Consider the following 17,356-nt stretch of genomic DNA (forward strand, 5'->3'; position numbering starts at 1 on the left):
AAGATAGTGACATTTTGTGTAATTTAATAATAGACTTTATGTAATACCCGTCAAATGTAATCGAAACAAACGTAATAAACGAAATATAAGTTAATTTTTCAGTTCATTTTAAGGAGGCCAAATACGGCTTCCAACTTTAAAAGCTTGTCTATTGATTTCTTCCAATGACCTAAATAAGCTGATTCGGTTGTAACTATCGTTGATGGAGGAGCAAAAAAAAGCGGTCAATTGGCCGCTTTCCTTGTTTCATTACTTCTCTATTTACGATTTTTTAGAAAGCTGATTTGATGCGTAACCGCTGATTACAAAATCCGCCAAAAAGAAAAACCAAGAGGGCTTACCTCCTGGCTTTCCTTAGCGCAATCCTTCCAAAATAGGGGCGAAGGTTCAATCAGACACACTCCCACTGCAAATCCCCAATGTAACGATAGGCCACCTTGCCCTGTTCGTCCATTGCAAAGAGGTATATCCATCCATTATCGCAGAGGTTTCGTACGGCAGGATGTTTGGCGAGTATGTCATTCATGGCATCCAGCGGTGCTTCGATCACCACACTCAGCCGGGCAGGTTCGTGTTGATACTTTTCTCCATCATGTACCGATTGAAAGGGAAGGCCCACACGCAGATCTCCGGAATGCCCTTCCAGGACGCCCAATCCGGCAGTCACATTATGGAGCGTCTTGTTTCCCGATCCAAAATGCTTGTTGTCTACGGTTGATCCATAATATTGCAGATTGATCCAGCTCGTCACCACCATGGGGGCAGTCATGATCAACTCGAGAATAGAGAACCCACGGTCTTTTTTCCAGTCGTAGGAGTGTAGGAAAGACTTACCACCAAGATCCAGGCCTTTTGTCCGCTCACGAGGCGCCACCACAAAGGCTGTACAACCGGCCAGCCCCCACTCGGGACGAATCTGAGACCAGTCTTTGCTTCGGGCGATCACTGCCTTATCCTGATTGGTGTCGATGGCCATACGAAGTGCCCGCTCAGCCCTAGCTGCCTTACCAGCCTTTGCCAGAGACACCTTCACCTCTTCCAAAGCGGCCATTTTGTCGGACGGAACCTCCCATTCATTGTAGATCGTCACTTCGTCCGTGGTCGTATCATGAAGGCAGGCCAAAAAGATGGTGTCCTCAGGTATTGCGATCGATTCCTTTGTCAGTCCCTCGCGTACAGACCGATCATTCAGTACCGCTGCGGCCACCTTCGCGTTCGCCTCACCGGTATGGCCTCCGCAAGCCCCGCAGTCCAATCCGGTAGCATGGGGGTTGTTGACCGTAGTGCTGCCATGCCCGACAACTAGCACAAACCGGGCAAAGTTCTCTGTAAGCGACATGGCTTTCAGCGCGTTCTTCGCAAGTTGGATTCGGGTTTGTACCGGAATGCCCACCACTAGATCTCCATGGCTACGCTCCTCCAGGCATACCCCTTTTTGCTGAGATCCAAGGCCCTTCAGCCCTGCCTGGTCTGGATGGGGCACCGGACGAGTGATACCAAAGGAATCGGTGAACAGCTTGGGAAGAAAAGAGATTCCCAAGGGACTCACGAAACTAAAGCAGGTAACCGCGCCGGACTTAAACGATCTCCAAACCTGGCTGACCTGATGGTGGAGGATTCGCTTTTTGTAAGCAGCCTCGTGGGAGGCCTTATCGGTAGTAACTTCAAGCACGGTAGGACCGGTGGGGATGAGAACCGGACACTGGGCCTCCCCTTCGCCGCGCGCGAGTGGCACAAACTGAATAGGGAAGGCAAAGAATCCGGCAAATCCCATGGTTTCTATCCGTTGGTCGGCTTGTTCCAAGTTGCGACGGAATACCTCCGAACGCACATCTATACAGAAAATCGCCTGCGCCAACGTCGGCTGGGAAGGCTTGGAGGGCATGGATTCGGTTCCTTGGAACTTTTCAAAAAGCTCCCGTTGGATCGACAATTCAAATGCATCCTGCAGCAGCACGGATTGGGAAAGCTCTCGGGCCACTTCGGTGTCTTCTGTAAATTCGGATAGGTTTTTCTTGGCCGACATCCAGCTAAGATTTAGCTCCCGAACCGGGAGCGAACGGAGTAAGCAGGCCTCCCAGCAAAGGAGTACCGTAAGGAACTCGACCATATACCCGCCTTTTTTCCCATACAATTCACTATCCCAATCCAAGCGGGCAGCATGGGCTGCCCATCCTCCCACACGCAGCAACAAGCGGTGCAGATAAAAAGGCAATCCTTCATCAGGCACCCCGAGCAAATCAAGTGCAGCCTGCGCAGCGTGCAACGGATGATCGGGCAGCGATCGAACCATTTTTCGAAATCCTTTCAAACCGCTGATCTCAGGAGTCAAATCAATCTGCGCCTCCCGCTTCCAAGACTCGAAAGCTCCCAGCTGGGAATCAGCAGCCTGCCATAAAGCTTGCCCATTGTCAAAATAGGAGGCAGCCCAAGCGGAGATTCGGGCAACTGAAAATCGGACCCAATCCTGTGAAGATACTTGGGATGCTACATCTGCCAGTGTAAAAACCCTAGGGCTCGGCAGAGGGAAATCAGGTGTGGCTTCCAATTGCCGAATAAAAGCCTCCAAATCTACCTCGTGAAGGGATTTATGCTGAAAAGCAGCGAGCAAATCTGCCTTCTTGATCTTTCCCTCACGGATCTTGTTTCTGTAAAATGACAGTGGCAGCGTTATTCGGATACCGGCCGTATCGGATAATTGCTGGGCTGCTCTTTCAAAGGTCTGCCCGGTAAAACCCAGGAAGGGGTTCACCGCTACGAAATTTTCCAACGGCCACAGGGGAGCAATTTTTTTACAGGCTTCCTGTAGACTTTCTGTCAATGACGCCTGCTTGGTTTCTTTTGCAGTCGCTAGCACGTGTTGTTCCATTTGTTTTATAAAGGCTGAAAGGTTTTCGATTCATATTCAGGGTAGGGTGATAAAACTACCGGAGGGTATCCATGCGCCCAGACCTATGGGAAGACGCCCCGGGCAATGGTGCGGGCTGTACCCTGCCCAAATCGGTGGACGGAATCCGAAATGCCTGAATGATGCGATCAAACCAGGCATTGGCATAAAAACCATTCCTGAAATGTACGGCCATGGACTGGTAGGCAGGATTATGGATTAAAAAGGGAGAAAAAAGCTGCAAAAACACTGCGGTGGCAAAACCTCCCAATGCAATTGCCATTCCGGTTGTTTTGCCCGTGCCCGGTACGGAAAGCCCGGGTAGCTGGGATCCAATAAGGTACTGCATGGTGGATTCCAGTACGAAAAAGGATATCGTAACCGTAACTGCGAGCACCACGGCGCGAGCAAGCAGTCCTGTATGCAGCTGTTGAGCCAAAGCTGAAGAAAAGATACGGGCCAGACCGAGCACAATGACGGCTCCAACAAATACCAACGAGCGCTCCTGAACCGGATCAATGCCCCATAGCATGGCAAAACCAGCATAAAGGAGTAAGGCCAGAAGAATTCCCGCAACAATCTGCATGGCGGTCACCGTTCTTGTGACAGCCACCACCCGTGAAGCGCGGAGCACGTCGATTACGCTACCGGAAGACAAAAACGCGTGGGCTTTGTAAAAAGAATGGGCAACCAAGTGAAGCATCGCTGCCGGATACACCCCCAAGCCACAAACCATCAGGCTAAATCCCATATGACCGACGCTGGAATATACCAAAGCCGTCTTGATGGAGGTTTGCGTCATGTAGGCCACCGAGGCAAATACCGCAGTGAACGCCCCCAAAACCAATAACAGAATCGGCGCAAACGTACTGGCATCCATCACAAAGGCCATGCGGATAATCAGAAAAGGACCGGCATTCAATAAACCGGCATGAAGTAAGGCCGAAACCGGGGTCGGTGTTTCCATCACTTCAATCAACCAGCCGTGAGTTGGAAACTGTGCTGATTTGAACACGGCTGCCAAAGCAAGGAACAAGGCGGCAAACTCTATGGAAAGTGAACCGCCGTCGGTGATTATCCGATTTTTTAGGCCCTCAAAAATGAGCTCCAAGTTGCCGGATCCAAACTCGCCATACAGCAGGGCAAGTGCAATCAATAAGCAACCATCTCCCAATCTCGCAAGTATAAACTTCTTTTTGGCAGCAACTTGCGCTCCAGGTCGCTCAGGGTAAAAGAGCAGCAAACGGTGTAGGCATACGCTGGTTAGCACCCAAGAGATAAAGAGCAAGCCAATATTACCGGAAATCACAAGCAACTGAACCGTGGCCACGGTAGCCGCCATCTTTCCAATAAAGGCTCCATGCCGTTGATCCCCGTCGAGGTAATTCCGACTAAACCTGATCACGATGTACCCTAGCAGGGATATCATGCCCAACATGAGCGTGCTAAGGGAATCTAGGCGAATGCTTAGTCCCACCTCTTTGATTCCCAACAAGCCGGATGCAACCATCCCGTCCCTGACAACAAAAAAAGCACAAAAGGCAATTATCAAGATACTGGTAAGGGAAGCCGCTCTGCTGGCGAAAAGAACATTTTTGGGCGATGGGCCGGGCTGAAACCATGAGGTAACAGCCACGGCCACATAAACCGCCGGAGAGAGTAATGCAATAAGCGTAAGGACGTTTTCTGTCATGGAAAGGTTTTTTTACGGCACAAAGTTTTGAAAAATAATCCATAAGTTTTCATTTTGATTTAGTATGGAAACCATAAAGGATTTTTATGATTCGAAATCAATAAAAGGTGTTCTACTCTCCATGAATAGTCAAGACAGGCCTTCGGGTAAACGTTACCTGAGAAACTACCCATAGCGACTTCTCATAGCAAAGGATTGAAAACGCATGGAAAATTCAAGCCGGCCGGCGGCGGTCAGGCATGATGGCTGCTACACATTTTATGAGGTTTATAGAACATGCGAGATTCCACTGACTCTGGGGGAGGCTGTCCTTGCCTTGGGCACTGGAAAAGTTGTGAGCGCCATCAATCATAGGCAGGTAAAAAAAATGCCTGTTTCCGGCTATCGAAACCGGAAACAGGCAGTGGCGTTGCTTCTCCAAATGACGACGGGCAGTCTTAGCTAGTAAAAAAGATTAAAGGCCCTTCCGGGGCTTTCTACTCGGAAATAGTCGATGTTGCCGCTGTCCTGAAGGGTTACGAAGGCAGTCTTACCATCGGGTCCGCCAAAAGCGATGTTCGAAGGCTTGCTGCCTGACATGGTGATCTCTTCCAATACCGCTCCGGCCGGGGAAAGCTTGACCACCGTGCCTTTACCGTGGCGGGTAATGTAGAGGTTGCCATCCACATCACAGCGCATGCCATCCATGCCGAAGTCTTCAAACTGAATCAGTAATCGTTTGTTGCTGATCTCTCCGCTGGGAGAAAGGTCATAGGCCCAAACGTTTCGCTGCACCGACTCATTGACATACAAAGTTTTATTGTCGGGGCTGACTTCTATACCATTGGTAGTTCCCATTTCGGCTTCCAAGAGTTCGAATCTACCCTCCTTACCAACCCTCCATATCTGTCCGTTGCTGTTCTTCCAGCTAGGGTCACTGGCGAATACGATATCATTGTCCATGATAGCGATGTCGTTTGGCTGGTTCAAAGTGGGTTCGTGTGCGTACACACTTATTTCCTTCGTCTGCATGTCCACCTGTAGTACGTTGTGGCCGGTATAATCGGCGATCAGCATCTTTCCGTTACTGTGAAAACGGATCCCATTTCCGGTGCTACCCTCTGGAAGTTCAATGAAGATGGACACCTCTCCGTCAGGAGTTACTTTACCGATGGTGCCTTCCCGGTACACATTAACCACGTAAAGATTGCCGTCTCTATCTACAGCGGGCCCTTCAATACCTCCTGTAAATTCTCCCCCACTTGTAAAGGGCTTGGCTACGTAATATTCTTCGGCTGATGGGTTTTCCATGGTTTGGGACTGGTTTTTGTTGGAATTGGAAGTGCAGGCAGCCAGCATGGCCACTCCCGCAAGGAGCAAATTTCTCTTCATGTGCGTAATTGGATTCTATCCGTGGGTTGAATGATCAAAGATAAGGCGATCGCTTCCTAAAGATAGAAAGTTTGTCCCGCATATTTCACGATTCCATTCATTTTTCCACTGGCGGAACTACCAGCTCTGCTGCCTTTCCAGCCAGGCTGCCGCTGCCTCGAGACGTGCCACAGAGGAACCACTGACCGCCAGCAAAGGTAGGCCCCGATCTTCCAACAACTGCTGGTACACCCCGTAGAAGTACGCGCGCATAGATGGATCCGGGTGTTCGCGCAGTGGATCCGCCTCCCAAGGCATATCTACGCCGGTAAGGATATAGGCATCATAGTGCCTACTTTTGAGCTGCTGGGTAATCCACGGATCCACCTTACCGTATTTGTGTTCACTCCACACCTTTATCACGTGTAGATCCGTATCGCAAAACAAGAAATTCCTCGCCGAGGCAGCCAACGTATCTTCGCTGATTACCTGGCCCTCCGCAATCTTCAATAGGTCATCGTAATCATACGAGCCGTTGCGCTGGTTTAGGTATTCCCGGGCGTACTCGGGTACCCAGGGTTCGCCGAAGTAAGCGGCGAGATCGGCACTGAGGGTACTCTTTCCCGTGGACTCGGGGCCTATGATGACTACGCGCTTAAGCATGGGCAGAAACCTGTTTTGCAGATTTTATCCAGGCCATTAGTCCCATTACCGCCAAGACCGTGAACACCAAAAACTGAAAAGAGGTAAGCACCAACCCCTTGTACAAATAAAGAGGTACCGACACCAAATCCGTGATAATCCAGGCTATCCAATTCTCCACCTTTTTCTTGGCCATCAGCCACATGCCCACAAAGGCCGTAGCAGTGGTAAAGGAGTCCCACTGGGGTACATCGCTATCGGTAAAAGTGACCAGCACAACATATAATACCACATACGAACCTACCAGTAACAGCAAGGAATTCAAAATTCCCTTCCGGCTCAACCAGGTAACGGGTAGCCGGTAACTGCCCGGCTTAGGCCTGGACCAAACATACCAACCATAAATAGACATGCTGAAATAATAGGCATTGATCCCCATGTCTGCATACAACTTCACTTGGAGGCATATCCACACATAAATCAACGTGCTGACGATCCCCGTCGGAAACACCAGTATATTCTCCTTCATCGAGTAAAACACCGATGCCAATCCAAAAAAAACAGCCACGGCCTCCAACCAGGACATTTCCGCAATACCGGCCTGAAGCCCTTCCATGAACCAATCCATGGGCCGAAAATCGAACAAAAAAGACGGAATCGGAAATTTCCCCCGCAGTTAGCCCTAGATTAATTATTTACTAAATTATTAGTAAATTCGCAAACCTTATGAGTTGCTACCCGTAAGTTAGGTGTCTGGGAATAAAACTTTTTACCTCCCTAAAATTCAGTTTATGAAACAATTTATCGGATACCTTTTTCTGTCCTTCCTTTTTTTGGCTCCACTATCCGCCTCCTATGCCCAGTTTGCCAAAGGGGAGGCATTTATCGGAGGCGGGATAAACCTAGATGTGTACACTGCGACCAATTCCCAAACCCGCACTTTATTCGGACTGCAACCTTCGATCGGAATTTTTACGTCGTCACAAGACGCCGTGGGTATTTCTCCGGTTCTCAGCATCAACAGTGGTCTATCCAGTACCTATGCCAGGCATTCCGGTGGGGTCTCCCTTTTTTACAGAAGGTATGTGACCATTACCGAAAAGCTTTTTTTTCAGTTCGGCCCCTCGATGGTTTACCTCACCAACCTGAGCGATGAATACAAATTCAACGATCTATCCCTACGCTTTTCACCTGGAATGACCTACCGTCCCACAACACGGTGGATGTTTGATCTTTCCTTGGGCTCCTTGAATTACCGATTGGTAAATAGGGCCATCAGCACGACGAGTAAAAATACATCCCGGCAGTTTACAGCCAACGTGTCCAATTCAGGGTTTGTCACCGTTGCCTATATCTTTACCCGCAAAAACCAATGAACTGGCTCACTAAAACAACCCTTTTCATTGCCATCCTGATGGTCTACTCGCAGGCTGCATTCTCTCAGCTGGAGAATAGAACCCACTCCCTGGGGCTTGAATTCTCAGGTGGCATCTTCAAAGATTCTTGGGAAGTCGCCGGTGCAAATTTCGGTTCATTGCGAATCACTCCATCCTATGCATACTTTTTCCGAGATGGCCTCGCCGTGGTAACGGGGGCTACTGCAAACAGACGGACGCAAGAATGGTCGTTTATTGACGGCAATCCAAACGAGCGATTTATTAGAGACTTTCGGGTGTTTTCGGGAATCCGGAAACACGTGCAGGTCGCGGAAAAATTTTAGCTTCTAGGCACCTTGGGTGCTTTTTATCAGCATGAAAACGAAGAATTGTACTTACTCATGGGCTCGCCGCTACAGGAAGAGTCCGTGGACCGAAAGCGTGAGTTTGGGGTCTTTGCCGAAGGCGGCATCATCTACTTCCCAAATCCCCGATGGAGCTTAGAGCTGATTTTTCTACAAGGAGACCTCGCGAGGATGAAAAATTCAAGCAGATCTTCACAAGGTGAAGGAGAAATTACCGGCTATCGTTTCGGAATTAAAGGCATGATGGACCAGCCGACATTGGGCATACGGTACTATTTTTTACGGAAGCCATAGCTCGTTCGGGATGTTTTTATTGGGCAAAGGAATGACCGGGTGACAGGCTAGCTTGTGCTTTTTTGAAGGGACTTCACGCCGTTTATCACTTGTAGAGGAGAAAACAAACCACCCACATCCTTTTTTGCCTGAAAATGCTTAAATAGTAGTGTGAATCATAAATCACGGGCAAACAATCACCAAGACCTGCCGTTCCGCTTACCAAAACATCGCTTTAACGAAATACCCCCAAACTCTATGGAATCACTCAATCGACGGAAATTCATTCAGCATACCGGACTACTGGCAGCGGGGAGCCTTTTGTCTCCCTTGGCAGGATACGGCTATCGACGGGAAAAACAACGGCTCGCCATGGTAGGTACCGGCGGCAGAGGGATAGGTATGTGGGGTACCTCTGTGGTAGAAGCCTACAGTGATATCGTCGAATTCGTCGGGCTCTGTGATATCAATCCGGGCAGGGTGGCCTACGCCAAAAATCAGATGAAAGTGGCCTGCCCCGTATACACAGACTTCGATAAAATGCTAAGAGAGGCCAAACCGGACACCCTAATCGTTACCACTACAGATTCTACCCACCATGAATTTATCATCAAAGGCCTGGAGGCTGGCCTGCGGGTGATCTCCGAAAAGCCGATGACCACCGATGCGGAGAAATGCGAGGCCATCTTTGAAGCTGAAAAGCGAACCGGCAACAAAGTAATCGTCACCTTCAACATGCGCTACACACCCTATGTGGAGGAAATCTGGGAGCTCCTTCGTAACGGTGAAATAGGGGACATCAAATCCGTGGATCTAAACTGGTACCTGGATACCAGCCATGGCGCCAGCTATTTCAGACGATGGCACGGGGAGCGGCAGTTTGGCGGCACCCTCTTGGTGCATAAAGCCACGCACCACTTTGATACGCTGAATTACTGGATGGATTCGGAACCTGAAGAGGTCTTTGCCTACGGATCGCTGGATTTTTATGGGCAAAAAAACAGCCCTATCCACCACACCCATTGCCGCACTTGCCCGCATAAATCCTCCTGCAATTTCTATTGGGACATTACCAAAGACCGGGGAGCGATGAACCTCTATGTGGATCATGAAAAGCACGATGGATACCTGCGGGACGGATGTGTCTTTCGGAAGGAAATAGATATCTACGACACCATGGCCGTGCAGTACAGGTATGCCAATGGAGTACCCGTAAACTATTCCCTCACGGCCTTCTCCCCCTACGAAGGCTTCCGCGTGGCAATCAATGGCACCAAAGGAAGACTGGATGCATGGATCAAGTCCTCCATGCCGACGGGCGTGCCTCCCTACCAGGAAATCGTGATTACCAACCTTTTTGGCCACGTCAAGACCATACAGGTAATCCCCCAATCTGGTGGTCATGGGGGTTCAGACCCCCGCCTAAAAGATAAAATCTTCCGGTTCCCGGATAGCCCGGATCGGTTTAAGCAGTCTGCGGGTTCCAGGGACGGGGCCATGTCGGCATTGATCGGAATAGCGGCACGACAAAGCATCGAAACCGGAAAAATCGTGAAGATCGCCGACCTGACATCCCTGAAACCACTGGCCAAGAAGGCGTAGAGACACGGGCGAGGTGCTTGAATTTCAGGATACGGATAGCAAGAACACCGTGGGAATTTTGTGCAGGGAAGGCAAACCTTTGCTTTTCCAGGCACTCACCGGCAGGGTGCGGATTTCTTCATCCTCGGCAGTAAGGTTCTTGCCAATGCATAGCAGGGTAGTGGGCAACAGGTGCCGAAGCAGATCCTCCGCAAGCTGCTGATTACGAAAAGGGGTCTCCATAAAAATCTGTGTGCTTTGATCCTTGCGGGCGGTGGCTTCCAAGTTGCGGATGGCTGCCGCCCGCTCCTTTTTATCTATCGGCAGGTATCCGTGAAAGGCAAATGCCTGTCCGCTAAAACCAGAACCCATCAATGCCAGAAAAATGGAAGAAGGTCCCGGAAGGGGCACTACTTGAATTCCCTTTCGGTGCGCATAGGCCACCGCCAACGCGCCGGGGTCGGCTATGCCCGGGCAGCCCGCCTCCGAAATCACGCCCATGTCATGGCCCTTAAAGAGAGGATACATCAGTTCTGCCAATTGGGATTCGGAGGAATTTTTATCCAATAGGGACATCTGTAGTGTACCAATATCCACCCCAAGCTGAAGGCTACTGATGTAGCGCCTTACGGTACGGAAATTCTCCACCAAATAATAGGTAGTATGGGCTATCACCTCCTTCACCTGAGGCGTTATCACCTTGGACGCCGTACCCTCGGCCAGTACATTGGGGATTAGATAGAGTTTTCCGTAGGAATGCATTATTTTTGGGTATGGAACATGGAACCGGACATGTGGCAAAGATACTGATATTTGCCGGACTGCTTTTGGCCGCAGCGGGGTTTCTGCTCTGGCTGCTTCCCAAGTGGGGAGGGTTCAAGTCACTGCCCGGGGATATCGTGATCAAAAGGGAAAACTTCACGTTCTATTTTCCGCTGGGCACCTCCATACTGGTCAGCGTGCTGTTAACCCTGCTGCTGTACCTTTGGAGGAAGGTTAGCGGATAAATCACGAAATACCCAAGCAGACAGGCCAAACCTTACAATTAGGCAACACAAGTTTATACCTATCGCTTATATGGCAAATAAACTAATACCGACGATTCTTGGTCGATAGCTCCTCCATCGGGAACGATGGTTGGTGAGACTTTAGACTGCATGCCACTCATCTCCCAAGTTGTCATTGCCATCATAAACCAGGTTCCCTTTTCATTGCTTCCCAAAAAACGTACATTTTTTGGTAGAGAGAAACCCCCCAATACTAATTGGCTATAGCGAGTAGCTGTTTTTCCGTCTAGGTCAACCAAGAGGTGATAAGGCTTGGATTGATAGCTAAGCGAGAAAAGTACTTCATTATTGCTACACCTAATACCTGATTGCAGTGTCCTATATCCCTCAAATCCATTGACGTATTTTAGTTGTTCGAGCGGATGTAGATCCCTGATGTGTGCCGCGTTCAAAAAATGTCCGTTAAAGTCGATCTGGAAGGCCGTAGACTTCGTTGCGTGGATGCAGGAAATCGAATCCGATGAAGGATGATATTGAAGCAGTGATTTTGAAGTGAGTGGAACCAACATGTCACCGGAAATAGGCGGTAGCCAGCGTTCTTCCTGTTCAAAAGTGTAAACCTCTATTAATTTTCCATCATGAGTTACCTTGGAAAACTTGGCTGGGTTGGATGGATCGTACCAAGCACGATAAAAAAACAACCCCTCGTCATTTATGAGCAAACTGCCCGCCGATAGTTCGACCGGAATTCGTCTCCGGAATCCAAGATCCATTCCGTAAACATCCAGCTGCTGTCTGTTATTAATCCATAGGTAAATTTCTTCATTATAGACCTGAGCTGCGGTAATCTCTGTATAGTCTTCCGGCCCTTCCCCATAAAAAGACCGATTCACTACCCTCGCTCCGTCGAGAGAAACTACGGAAACATCCACACGATCGTATTGATCAACCAGGACTACGTTTTCCTCCGTGAAAAATACCGCATGGCGGCTACGTACTTCAGCATCACCAGTTAACACATACGCACTTGGATGGTAGAAATAGTCCTCAAGGGAAAGTGGCATGGGGCTTTCCCTTAAAGTAATTAATTTCCCTGAATCTTCGATTGGGCTGCCACAGGATAAAATAGCAGCCAATACTATTGGAAAATAACGGACACCATTTAGTACCATAGAAAAAGATTTTATCTAAAATTACCTAAAAAATTAGATAAAACCAATCATTTAGGTTAGCCTATCTTAAAAACGCTTTCAGCGTCTCTACCACCGCCTCGGGCTGCTCGGCATGCAGCCAATGGCCGGCCTTTTTGATATAGATCAGGTGGTGTCCGGGAAAAAACCGCTCCATGTCCTCCCGGTCTTTTTCCTGTATATACTTGGAGTTTTCCCCGCCCATAAATAGGGTAGGTCCTTCAAAGCGTCCCTTTCCCGGCAGGGCCTCGCCCACATTTTCTATTTTTTCGGTGATCACGGGTAGGTTGATCTTCCAGGCAAATTTGCCATCCACCCGGGTAAGGCTTTTCAGCAAAAACTGCCGTATGCCCAGCTCCGGGATGTACTTGGCCAGTTGATCGTCTGCTTCCTTCCGGGAGCTTATCTTATCGAAATTTAGGCTATTGAGTCCTTCCAAAATGGTTTGATGATGCACCGGGTAATACCGAGGAGCAATATCTGCCACTACAAGCTTGTCGACCCGCTCTGGATATTTCAGCGCAAAGTTCATCGCCGTCTTGCCCCCCATGGAATGCCCCATTAGGCACACGGTATCCAGGCTCTCTGCATCCAGCAGTTCCTTCAGATCATCCGCCATTGCGGCATAATTCCACTCGTCTGAATGCGGTGAGTCGCCGTGATTACGCTGATCTACGAGGTACAGGGTATAGTGTTGGGATAGGTCTTTGGCAATGCCCATCCAGTTGTCAGCCGACCCAAACAGCCCGTGCAAAATTACCAGAGGTTTGCCCTCACCTGCTTTTCGAAAATTCAATTGCATACTATCTCTTTTTTTTGCATTTTCTATCAAAAATCTGCTAAGCCTAAAGCTCTAGCTGCCTGCGGTACATCTGAATGGTGTTTTCCAAGCCGTAGTACAGGGCATCACAGATCAACGCATGGCCGATGGATACCTCGTCTAGCCAGGGGATTTGCTGTTTGAGAAAGGCAAGGTTGTGCAGGTCCAAGTCATGGCCGGCGTTCAAACCCAGGCCCAGTTCGCGTGCCAACTTGGCCACCTCCACGTAGGGGCGCACTGCGGCATCCCTGTCTTGGTGGTAGTGGCTGGCGTAGGGTTCCGTGTAGAGTTCCACCCGGTCGGTACCGGTATTTTTGGCAGGCTCGAAATAGCGGGACTCCGGGTTGATAAAAATCGACGTGCGAACCCCGTATTCATGCAGTTCGGCAATGATATCTTTGAGCAAAGCTTGGTGGGCAATGGTATCCCAGCCGGTATTGGAGGTAATCGCCTCGGGTGGATCGGGCACCAAGGTAGCCTGCGCGGGTTTCGTGAGGCGTACCAATTCCATGTAACGTTTGTCCGGGTACCCCTCGATGTTGAATTCGGTGGTAACCACCTGATGCAGTGCAAGCACATCATCATAGCGGATATGCCGTTCGTCCGGACGGGGATGAACCGTTATTCCCTGTGCGCCAAAACGCTCTGCATCCAAGGCCACTTTCACCACGTCCGGATTGTTGGCTCCCCGGGCATTTCGAATGGTGGCGATCTTGTTAATATTTACACTTAATTTCGTCATATATCTAATTAAAGCCTAATTTTGTGTGTAGGCTGCCTCAAAGATAAACCACAACGTCCGAAATTTCGTTTTCGTGGCTTGTAAATCCTGGCTGCCATCAACATTTATCCCAATTTTGACCCATACGTGTTTATCCAACCAAAACGACACTGACCATGAGCTTAAAACTGAAGATCGAGGATGAAATCAAGAAAGCCATGCTGGCAAAGGAAAAGGACAGGCTTCGCGCCCTTCGGGCCATAAAGTCGTTGATCTTACTCGACGAGACCAAATCAGGTGGCGAGAAAGGGCTTTCAGAGGAGGACGAGCTAAAACTTCTCACAAAAGCTGCCAAACAGCGAAAGGATTCGGCTGACATCTTCCAGCAGCAAAACCGCAAGGACCTAGCAGACCTAGAGCTAAGCGAACTGGCGGTAATCAACGAGTTCCTTCCCCGTCAGCTCAGTAGCGAGGAATTGAATGCGGAGCTCCGAGCCATCATCGCCGAAGTGGGTGCCGAGGGCCCAAAAGATATGGGCAAAGTAATGGGTGCTGCCACAAAAAAACTGGCGGGAAAGGCCGACGGCAAAGATATCTCTGCTAAAGTAAAAGAACTTCTGACCCCCCAATGAGGTGGCTACGATTGATGTTATCCTGTTGGGGATGCTGGGCATAGGGGCGTATAGTGGGTACAAAAAGGGGCTTTTCATTGGCATTTTGACCATTATTGCCTTCTTTTTTGGCTTGATCGTCGCTTTTCGTTTTATGCATTGGGGAGCCGCGCTCCTCTCGGAACACGTGGAAAGCCTAACCTTTATGCTCCCATTTATTTCCTTCCTGCTTATTTTCTTCGTGGTCACAGCACTTATCCGCCTATTGGCCTACGTAGTAAAACAGGGCCTAAACCTAACGATTTTGGGAACCTTTGACAGCTTTGCAGGACTGGTCTTGGGTGTTTTGAAATGGGCCATGATGATCAGTCTTTTGCTTTGGGTTGCCAACGCATTTGACTTCAAAGCACCCGATTCCTTTCGGGAAGGGGCGGTAATTTATCCCATGATCACCCCGATAGCCCCCACGGTAGTGGACATGCTAGACCGCTACACTCCCATCATTGAGACAACAATGGCCGCGGTTCAAGAATTGGTAAACTCCGGAGCCGGTGATCCTACTAATTGACAATTTTGATTCATTTTCCTACCTGTTGGCTGATTATTTTCTCCGCACAGGCGTAGCGCTTTGTATCCGAAGAAATGACGTAGACGTAGAATCTTTAAAGCAACAGAAATTCGCAGCCCTCGTCATCTCTCCGGGACCCGAATCACCCCGGAAAGCAGGCAACCTGATGGATATCCTCGCCTATTACTACGACAAACTGCCCGTATTGGGCGTTTGCCTGGGGCATCAGGCCATAGGACAACTATTCGGGGCTGAGTTGGTGCGCAGTGAAAGGCCCATGCACGGCAAAGTGAGCACAATCCGGCGGGTGAACCCACATCCTGTATTTGATTCCCTGCCCGACCGCTTTTCGGTCACCCGATACCATTCACTGGAACTGAAAAACCTCCCGGATACACTGCGGGTTCTTTATGAAACCGACAAAAAGGAAATAATGGCTATCGGACACCGCAGCCTTCCCCTAGTGGGCATCCAATTTCACCCCGAGGCCTACCTTTCCGAATATGGAGAGGAAATTATTCGGTCATGGATACGGTTCCACAATCTGGACACCTAGGCCGTTTCCATGGAAAACCAGCGCAAAAATGCAGTTTTTGGTTGGGATTTTTTGCATAATGAACATTCAGCGGGTTCGTCACGTTTTATTTTTAGTTTCAAATTAATATCTTTAGCACACCATGCAGGCATACGAATTTATAAATAACCTCATCCCCCCCCTGAAGCTAACAGACCGGGTCGGAAAGGCGTTGGCCTGGATGGAGGAAATCCGTACCGACGTATTGCCTGTAGTGCATGAAGGGCATTTTATGGGCTTGGTCACTGATGAAATGATCTATGAAATCAATGACCCGGATCTCACAATCCAGGATATTGACCTAATTTCAAAAGGTGGTTTTGTACAGATGGACCGGCATATATACGAGGTGTTGCGCGTATCATCGGAGCATCATTCGAATATGGTGGCGGTCTTGGACAAAGAGCAGATATACCAAGGGGTGGTCACCGTAGAGGATGCCATCACGGCTTTTACCGATTCCATTTCTATCCAATCGCAGGGCGGGGTGTTGATTTTGTCGATGTTTATGACAGACTACAGCCTTTACGACATCGCCCGAATCGTAGAGTCCGAAAATGCCAAAATATTGAGCAGCTTCATTTCCAGCGACCCCTTGGACGATAGCAAAATCAAAGTGACGCTCAAACTGGACCAGACAGAGCTACGCCATATAAAGGCTACGATGGAACGGTTTGGCTACAAGGTAATAGACCACTACCAAGAAGAAATAGGGCTGAGTTCCGAACAGGATCGGCTGGGAAACCTGCTACGCTTTTTAGATATCTGACCACCGGATGAAAGCGACGATCCACGGAATTAACTTTGAGCCCGAATTCAAGCCTTACATCCAAAAACTCATCCAACTACTAACAGCGGAAGGTTTTCTGGTTTATGTGACTTCGACATTTTTCCGCAGCCTGCAAAAACTCGGCATACCATACGACTCCCTCTTGCTCATCTCCGATAAATCCCAGCTCACCGAGATGGATTTTGTCATTTCTGTGGGAGGTGATGGCACGTTGCTGGATGCGGTGTGCTTGGTAGGCCCCCACGAAACCCCAATCATGGGAATCAATACCGGTAGGCTTGGTTTTCTGGCTACCATCGCTAAGGACGACATCGCACAAGCCGTGCAGACGCTGGTATCAAAGACCTATGACCTGGAGGAAAGAAGCTTGGTACATCTCGACTCGGACACGGAGCTTTTTGACGGGCTAAACTTCGGGCTGAACGAATTCACCATCCACAAACGGGATACCTCCTCCATGATCACAGTACACACATACATTGATGGAGCTTATCTCAACAGCTATTGGGCCGATGGCCTGATAATTTCCACCCCTACCGGCTCCACAGGCTATTCGTTGAGCTGCGGTGGTCCGCTGATTTCCCCCTCTGCGAAAAACTTCGTGATCACGCCGGTAAGCCCGCACAACCTGAATGTGCGGCCCATGGTCGTGTCGGACGATACCGAAATATCGTTTAAGATCGAGGGCAGAAGTGAAAAATTTCTGGTATCTTTAGATTCAAGGTCTACACCAATAGACGCTTCCGTGGCGTTGAAAATCAAAAAGGAAAAGTTTGTCGCCAAATTGGTCAAATGCCACACCCATAGTTTCTACGATACCCTTCGTCAAAAGCTCAGTTGGGGCTTTGATATGAGAAATTAGTTTTAACAAAAATTAACCCAGCAAATATCCAAGCAGGTTTTTTATT

At 49.2% G+C, this 17,356-nt stretch carries 20 protein-coding genes; 11 read left to right on the top strand and 9 right to left on the bottom strand.

The window, feature by feature from the left end; genetic code table 11:
* Window positions 1-391 precede the first annotated feature (391 nt).
* Entirely contained in the window at window positions 392-2,869 is a 2,478-nt protein-coding gene (locus ADIS_RS09550; protein ID WP_035805449.1) for a YbcC family protein, read from the bottom strand.
* Window positions 2,870-2,924: 55 nt separating this feature from the next.
* On the bottom strand, window positions 2,925-4,580 hold the full coding sequence (locus ADIS_RS09555; RefSeq protein ID WP_010854268.1) for a proton-conducting transporter transmembrane domain-containing protein: 1,656 nt from the start codon (window positions 4,578-4,580) through the stop codon (window positions 2,925-2,927).
* Window positions 4,581-4,785: 205 nt separating this feature from the next.
* Between ADIS_RS09555 and ADIS_RS09560 the strand changes: the two genes are divergently transcribed.
* On the top strand, window positions 4,786-5,025 hold the full coding sequence (locus tag ADIS_RS09560) for a hypothetical protein (RefSeq protein ID WP_035805451.1): 240 nt from the start codon (window positions 4,786-4,788) through the stop codon (window positions 5,023-5,025).
* Here the strand turns inward: ADIS_RS09560 and ADIS_RS09565 are convergent.
* The 3 genes from ADIS_RS09565 to pnuC form a co-directional block, all read right to left on the bottom strand.
* A complete protein-coding gene (locus tag ADIS_RS09565; RefSeq protein ID WP_010854270.1) occupies window positions 5,022-5,951 on the bottom strand; it encodes an SMP-30/gluconolactonase/LRE family protein in 930 nt (309 codons plus the stop codon). The genes ADIS_RS09560 and ADIS_RS09565 overlap by 4 nt on opposite strands.
* 117 nt (window positions 5,952-6,068) lie before the next feature.
* On the bottom strand, window positions 6,069-6,593 hold the full coding sequence (locus ADIS_RS09570; protein WP_010854271.1) for an AAA family ATPase: 525 nt from the start codon (window positions 6,591-6,593) through the stop codon (window positions 6,069-6,071).
* The gene (pnuC, locus tag ADIS_RS09575; RefSeq protein WP_010854272.1) at window positions 6,586-7,200 is read right to left on the bottom strand and encodes a nicotinamide riboside transporter PnuC; all 615 of its coding nucleotides are present in this window, start codon (window positions 7,198-7,200) and stop codon (window positions 6,586-6,588) included. The genes ADIS_RS09570 and pnuC overlap by 8 nt, the downstream gene beginning before the upstream one ends.
* Window positions 7,201-7,363: 163 nt before the next feature.
* Here pnuC and ADIS_RS09580 point away from each other — a divergent pair, with 163 nt between their 5' ends.
* From ADIS_RS09580 to ADIS_RS09595, 4 genes are all read left to right on the top strand, one after another.
* Window positions 7,364-7,948, top strand: coding sequence for a hypothetical protein (locus tag ADIS_RS09580; protein WP_010854273.1), 585 nt, complete (start codon window positions 7,364-7,366; stop codon window positions 7,946-7,948).
* Window positions 7,945-8,292: a hypothetical protein gene (locus ADIS_RS09585; protein ID WP_010854274.1), complete on the top strand. Its 348-nt coding sequence runs from the start codon at window positions 7,945-7,947 to the stop codon at window positions 8,290-8,292. Before ADIS_RS09580 ends, ADIS_RS09585 begins: the two co-directional genes overlap by 4 nt.
* A 57-nt stretch (window positions 8,293-8,349) precedes the next feature.
* The gene (locus tag ADIS_RS09590; RefSeq protein WP_162141570.1) at window positions 8,350-8,607 is read left to right on the top strand and encodes a hypothetical protein; all 258 of its coding nucleotides are present in this window, start codon (window positions 8,350-8,352) and stop codon (window positions 8,605-8,607) included.
* Window positions 8,608-8,844: 237 nt separating this feature from the next.
* Window positions 8,845-10,188, top strand: coding sequence for a Gfo/Idh/MocA family protein (locus ADIS_RS09595; protein WP_010854276.1), 1,344 nt, complete (start codon window positions 8,845-8,847; stop codon window positions 10,186-10,188).
* 24 nt (window positions 10,189-10,212) lie between these two features.
* Here ADIS_RS09595 and ADIS_RS09600 read toward each other — a convergent pair whose 3' ends face one another.
* The gene (locus tag ADIS_RS09600; RefSeq protein WP_010854277.1) at window positions 10,213-10,929 is read right to left on the bottom strand and encodes an SAM-dependent methyltransferase; all 717 of its coding nucleotides are present in this window, start codon (window positions 10,927-10,929) and stop codon (window positions 10,213-10,215) included.
* 11 nt (window positions 10,930-10,940) lie between these two features.
* Between ADIS_RS09600 and ADIS_RS09605 the strand changes: the two genes are divergently transcribed.
* Window positions 10,941-11,174, top strand: a complete 234-nt coding sequence (locus ADIS_RS09605) for a DUF2905 domain-containing protein (protein ID WP_010854278.1) — start codon at window positions 10,941-10,943, stop codon at window positions 11,172-11,174.
* A 59-nt stretch (window positions 11,175-11,233) separates the two neighbouring features.
* On the opposite strand, the gene ADIS_RS09610 is transcribed toward ADIS_RS09605, so the two are convergent.
* From ADIS_RS09610 to ADIS_RS09620, 3 genes are all read right to left on the bottom strand, one after another.
* The gene (locus tag ADIS_RS09610) at window positions 11,234-12,238 is read right to left on the bottom strand and encodes a hypothetical protein (protein ID WP_155907353.1); all 1,005 of its coding nucleotides are present in this window, start codon (window positions 12,236-12,238) and stop codon (window positions 11,234-11,236) included.
* A gap of 169 nt (window positions 12,239-12,407) precedes the next feature.
* Window positions 12,408-13,166, bottom strand: a complete 759-nt coding sequence (locus tag ADIS_RS09615; RefSeq protein WP_010854280.1) for an alpha/beta fold hydrolase — start codon at window positions 13,164-13,166, stop codon at window positions 12,408-12,410.
* Between the two features lie 43 nt (window positions 13,167-13,209).
* The gene (locus ADIS_RS09620) at window positions 13,210-13,926 is read right to left on the bottom strand and encodes a pyridoxine 5'-phosphate synthase (RefSeq protein ID WP_010854281.1); all 717 of its coding nucleotides are present in this window, start codon (window positions 13,924-13,926) and stop codon (window positions 13,210-13,212) included.
* 155 nt (window positions 13,927-14,081) lie between these two features.
* Here ADIS_RS09620 and ADIS_RS09625 point away from each other — a divergent pair, with 155 nt between their 5' ends.
* The 5 genes from ADIS_RS09625 to ADIS_RS09645 all read left to right on the top strand — a co-directional run bounded on the left by ADIS_RS09625 (window position 14,082) and on the right by ADIS_RS09645 (window position 17,310).
* Window positions 14,082-14,537 carry a GatB/YqeY domain-containing protein gene (locus ADIS_RS09625; RefSeq protein WP_010854282.1) on the top strand — a complete coding sequence of 152 codons (456 nt, stop codon included), beginning with the start codon at window positions 14,082-14,084 and terminating at the stop codon, window positions 14,535-14,537.
* Window position 14,538: 1 nt separating this feature from the next.
* Window positions 14,539-15,084 carry a CvpA family protein gene (locus ADIS_RS09630; RefSeq protein ID WP_010854283.1) on the top strand — a complete coding sequence of 182 codons (546 nt, stop codon included), beginning with the start codon at window positions 14,539-14,541 and terminating at the stop codon, window positions 15,082-15,084.
* Window positions 15,068-15,640 (top strand): anthranilate synthase component II, encoded by a 573-nt coding sequence (locus ADIS_RS09635; protein WP_010854284.1) that lies wholly within the window; start codon window positions 15,068-15,070, stop codon window positions 15,638-15,640. The genes ADIS_RS09630 and ADIS_RS09635 overlap by 17 nt, the downstream gene beginning before the upstream one ends.
* Before the next feature lie 121 nt (window positions 15,641-15,761).
* The gene (locus ADIS_RS09640; RefSeq protein WP_010854285.1) at window positions 15,762-16,427 is read left to right on the top strand and encodes a CBS domain-containing protein; all 666 of its coding nucleotides are present in this window, start codon (window positions 15,762-15,764) and stop codon (window positions 16,425-16,427) included.
* A 7-nt stretch (window positions 16,428-16,434) separates the two neighbouring features.
* Window positions 16,435-17,310, top strand: coding sequence for an NAD kinase (locus tag ADIS_RS09645; RefSeq protein WP_010854286.1), 876 nt, complete (start codon window positions 16,435-16,437; stop codon window positions 17,308-17,310).
* The last annotated feature ends 46 nt before the right edge of the window (window positions 17,311-17,356 follow it).

The sequence above is a fragment of the Lunatimonas lonarensis genome, from assembly GCF_000390185.1.
Lineage (GTDB): Bacteria > Bacteroidota > Bacteroidia > Cytophagales > Cyclobacteriaceae > Lunatimonas > Lunatimonas lonarensis.

What these genes read in the sequence shown, in the direction of transcription:
- ADIS_RS09550 (WP_035805449.1), bottom strand. Translation starts at nt 2,869, where the DNA reads ATGGAACAACACGTGCTAGCGACTGCAAAAGAAACCAAGCAGGCGTCA.
- ADIS_RS09555 (WP_010854268.1), bottom strand. Translation starts at nt 4,580, where the DNA reads ATGACAGAAAACGTCCTTACGCTTATTGCATTACTCTCTCCGGCGGTT.
- ADIS_RS09560 (WP_035805451.1), top strand. Translation starts at nt 4,786, where the DNA reads ATGGAAAATTCAAGCCGGCCGGCGGCGGTCAGGCATGATGGCTGCTAC.
- ADIS_RS09565 (WP_010854270.1), bottom strand. Translation starts at nt 5,951, where the DNA reads ATGAAGAGAAATTTGCTCCTTGCGGGAGTGGCCATGCTGGCTGCCTGC.
- ADIS_RS09570 (WP_010854271.1), bottom strand. Translation starts at nt 6,593, where the DNA reads ATGCTTAAGCGCGTAGTCATCATAGGCCCCGAGTCCACGGGAAAGAGT.
- pnuC (WP_010854272.1), bottom strand. Translation starts at nt 7,200, where the DNA reads ATGGATTGGTTCATGGAAGGGCTTCAGGCCGGTATTGCGGAAATGTCC.
- ADIS_RS09580 (WP_010854273.1), top strand. Translation starts at nt 7,364, where the DNA reads ATGAAACAATTTATCGGATACCTTTTTCTGTCCTTCCTTTTTTTGGCT.
- ADIS_RS09585 (WP_010854274.1), top strand. Translation starts at nt 7,945, where the DNA reads ATGAACTGGCTCACTAAAACAACCCTTTTCATTGCCATCCTGATGGTC.
- ADIS_RS09590 (WP_162141570.1), top strand. Translation starts at nt 8,350, where the DNA reads ATGGGCTCGCCGCTACAGGAAGAGTCCGTGGACCGAAAGCGTGAGTTT.
- ADIS_RS09595 (WP_010854276.1), top strand. Translation starts at nt 8,845, where the DNA reads ATGGAATCACTCAATCGACGGAAATTCATTCAGCATACCGGACTACTG.
- ADIS_RS09600 (WP_010854277.1), bottom strand. Translation starts at nt 10,929, where the DNA reads ATGCATTCCTACGGAAAACTCTATCTAATCCCCAATGTACTGGCCGAG.
- ADIS_RS09605 (WP_010854278.1), top strand. Translation starts at nt 10,941, where the DNA reads ATGGAACATGGAACCGGACATGTGGCAAAGATACTGATATTTGCCGGA.
- ADIS_RS09610 (WP_155907353.1), bottom strand. Translation starts at nt 12,238, where the DNA reads ATGCCACTTTCCCTTGAGGACTATTTCTACCATCCAAGTGCGTATGTG.
- ADIS_RS09615 (WP_010854280.1), bottom strand. Translation starts at nt 13,166, where the DNA reads ATGCAATTGAATTTTCGAAAAGCAGGTGAGGGCAAACCTCTGGTAATT.
- ADIS_RS09620 (WP_010854281.1), bottom strand. Translation starts at nt 13,926, where the DNA reads ATGACGAAATTAAGTGTAAATATTAACAAGATCGCCACCATTCGAAAT.
- ADIS_RS09625 (WP_010854282.1), top strand. Translation starts at nt 14,082, where the DNA reads ATGAGCTTAAAACTGAAGATCGAGGATGAAATCAAGAAAGCCATGCTG.
- ADIS_RS09640 (WP_010854285.1), top strand. Translation starts at nt 15,762, where the DNA reads ATGCAGGCATACGAATTTATAAATAACCTCATCCCCCCCCTGAAGCTA.
- ADIS_RS09645 (WP_010854286.1), top strand. Translation starts at nt 16,435, where the DNA reads ATGAAAGCGACGATCCACGGAATTAACTTTGAGCCCGAATTCAAGCCT.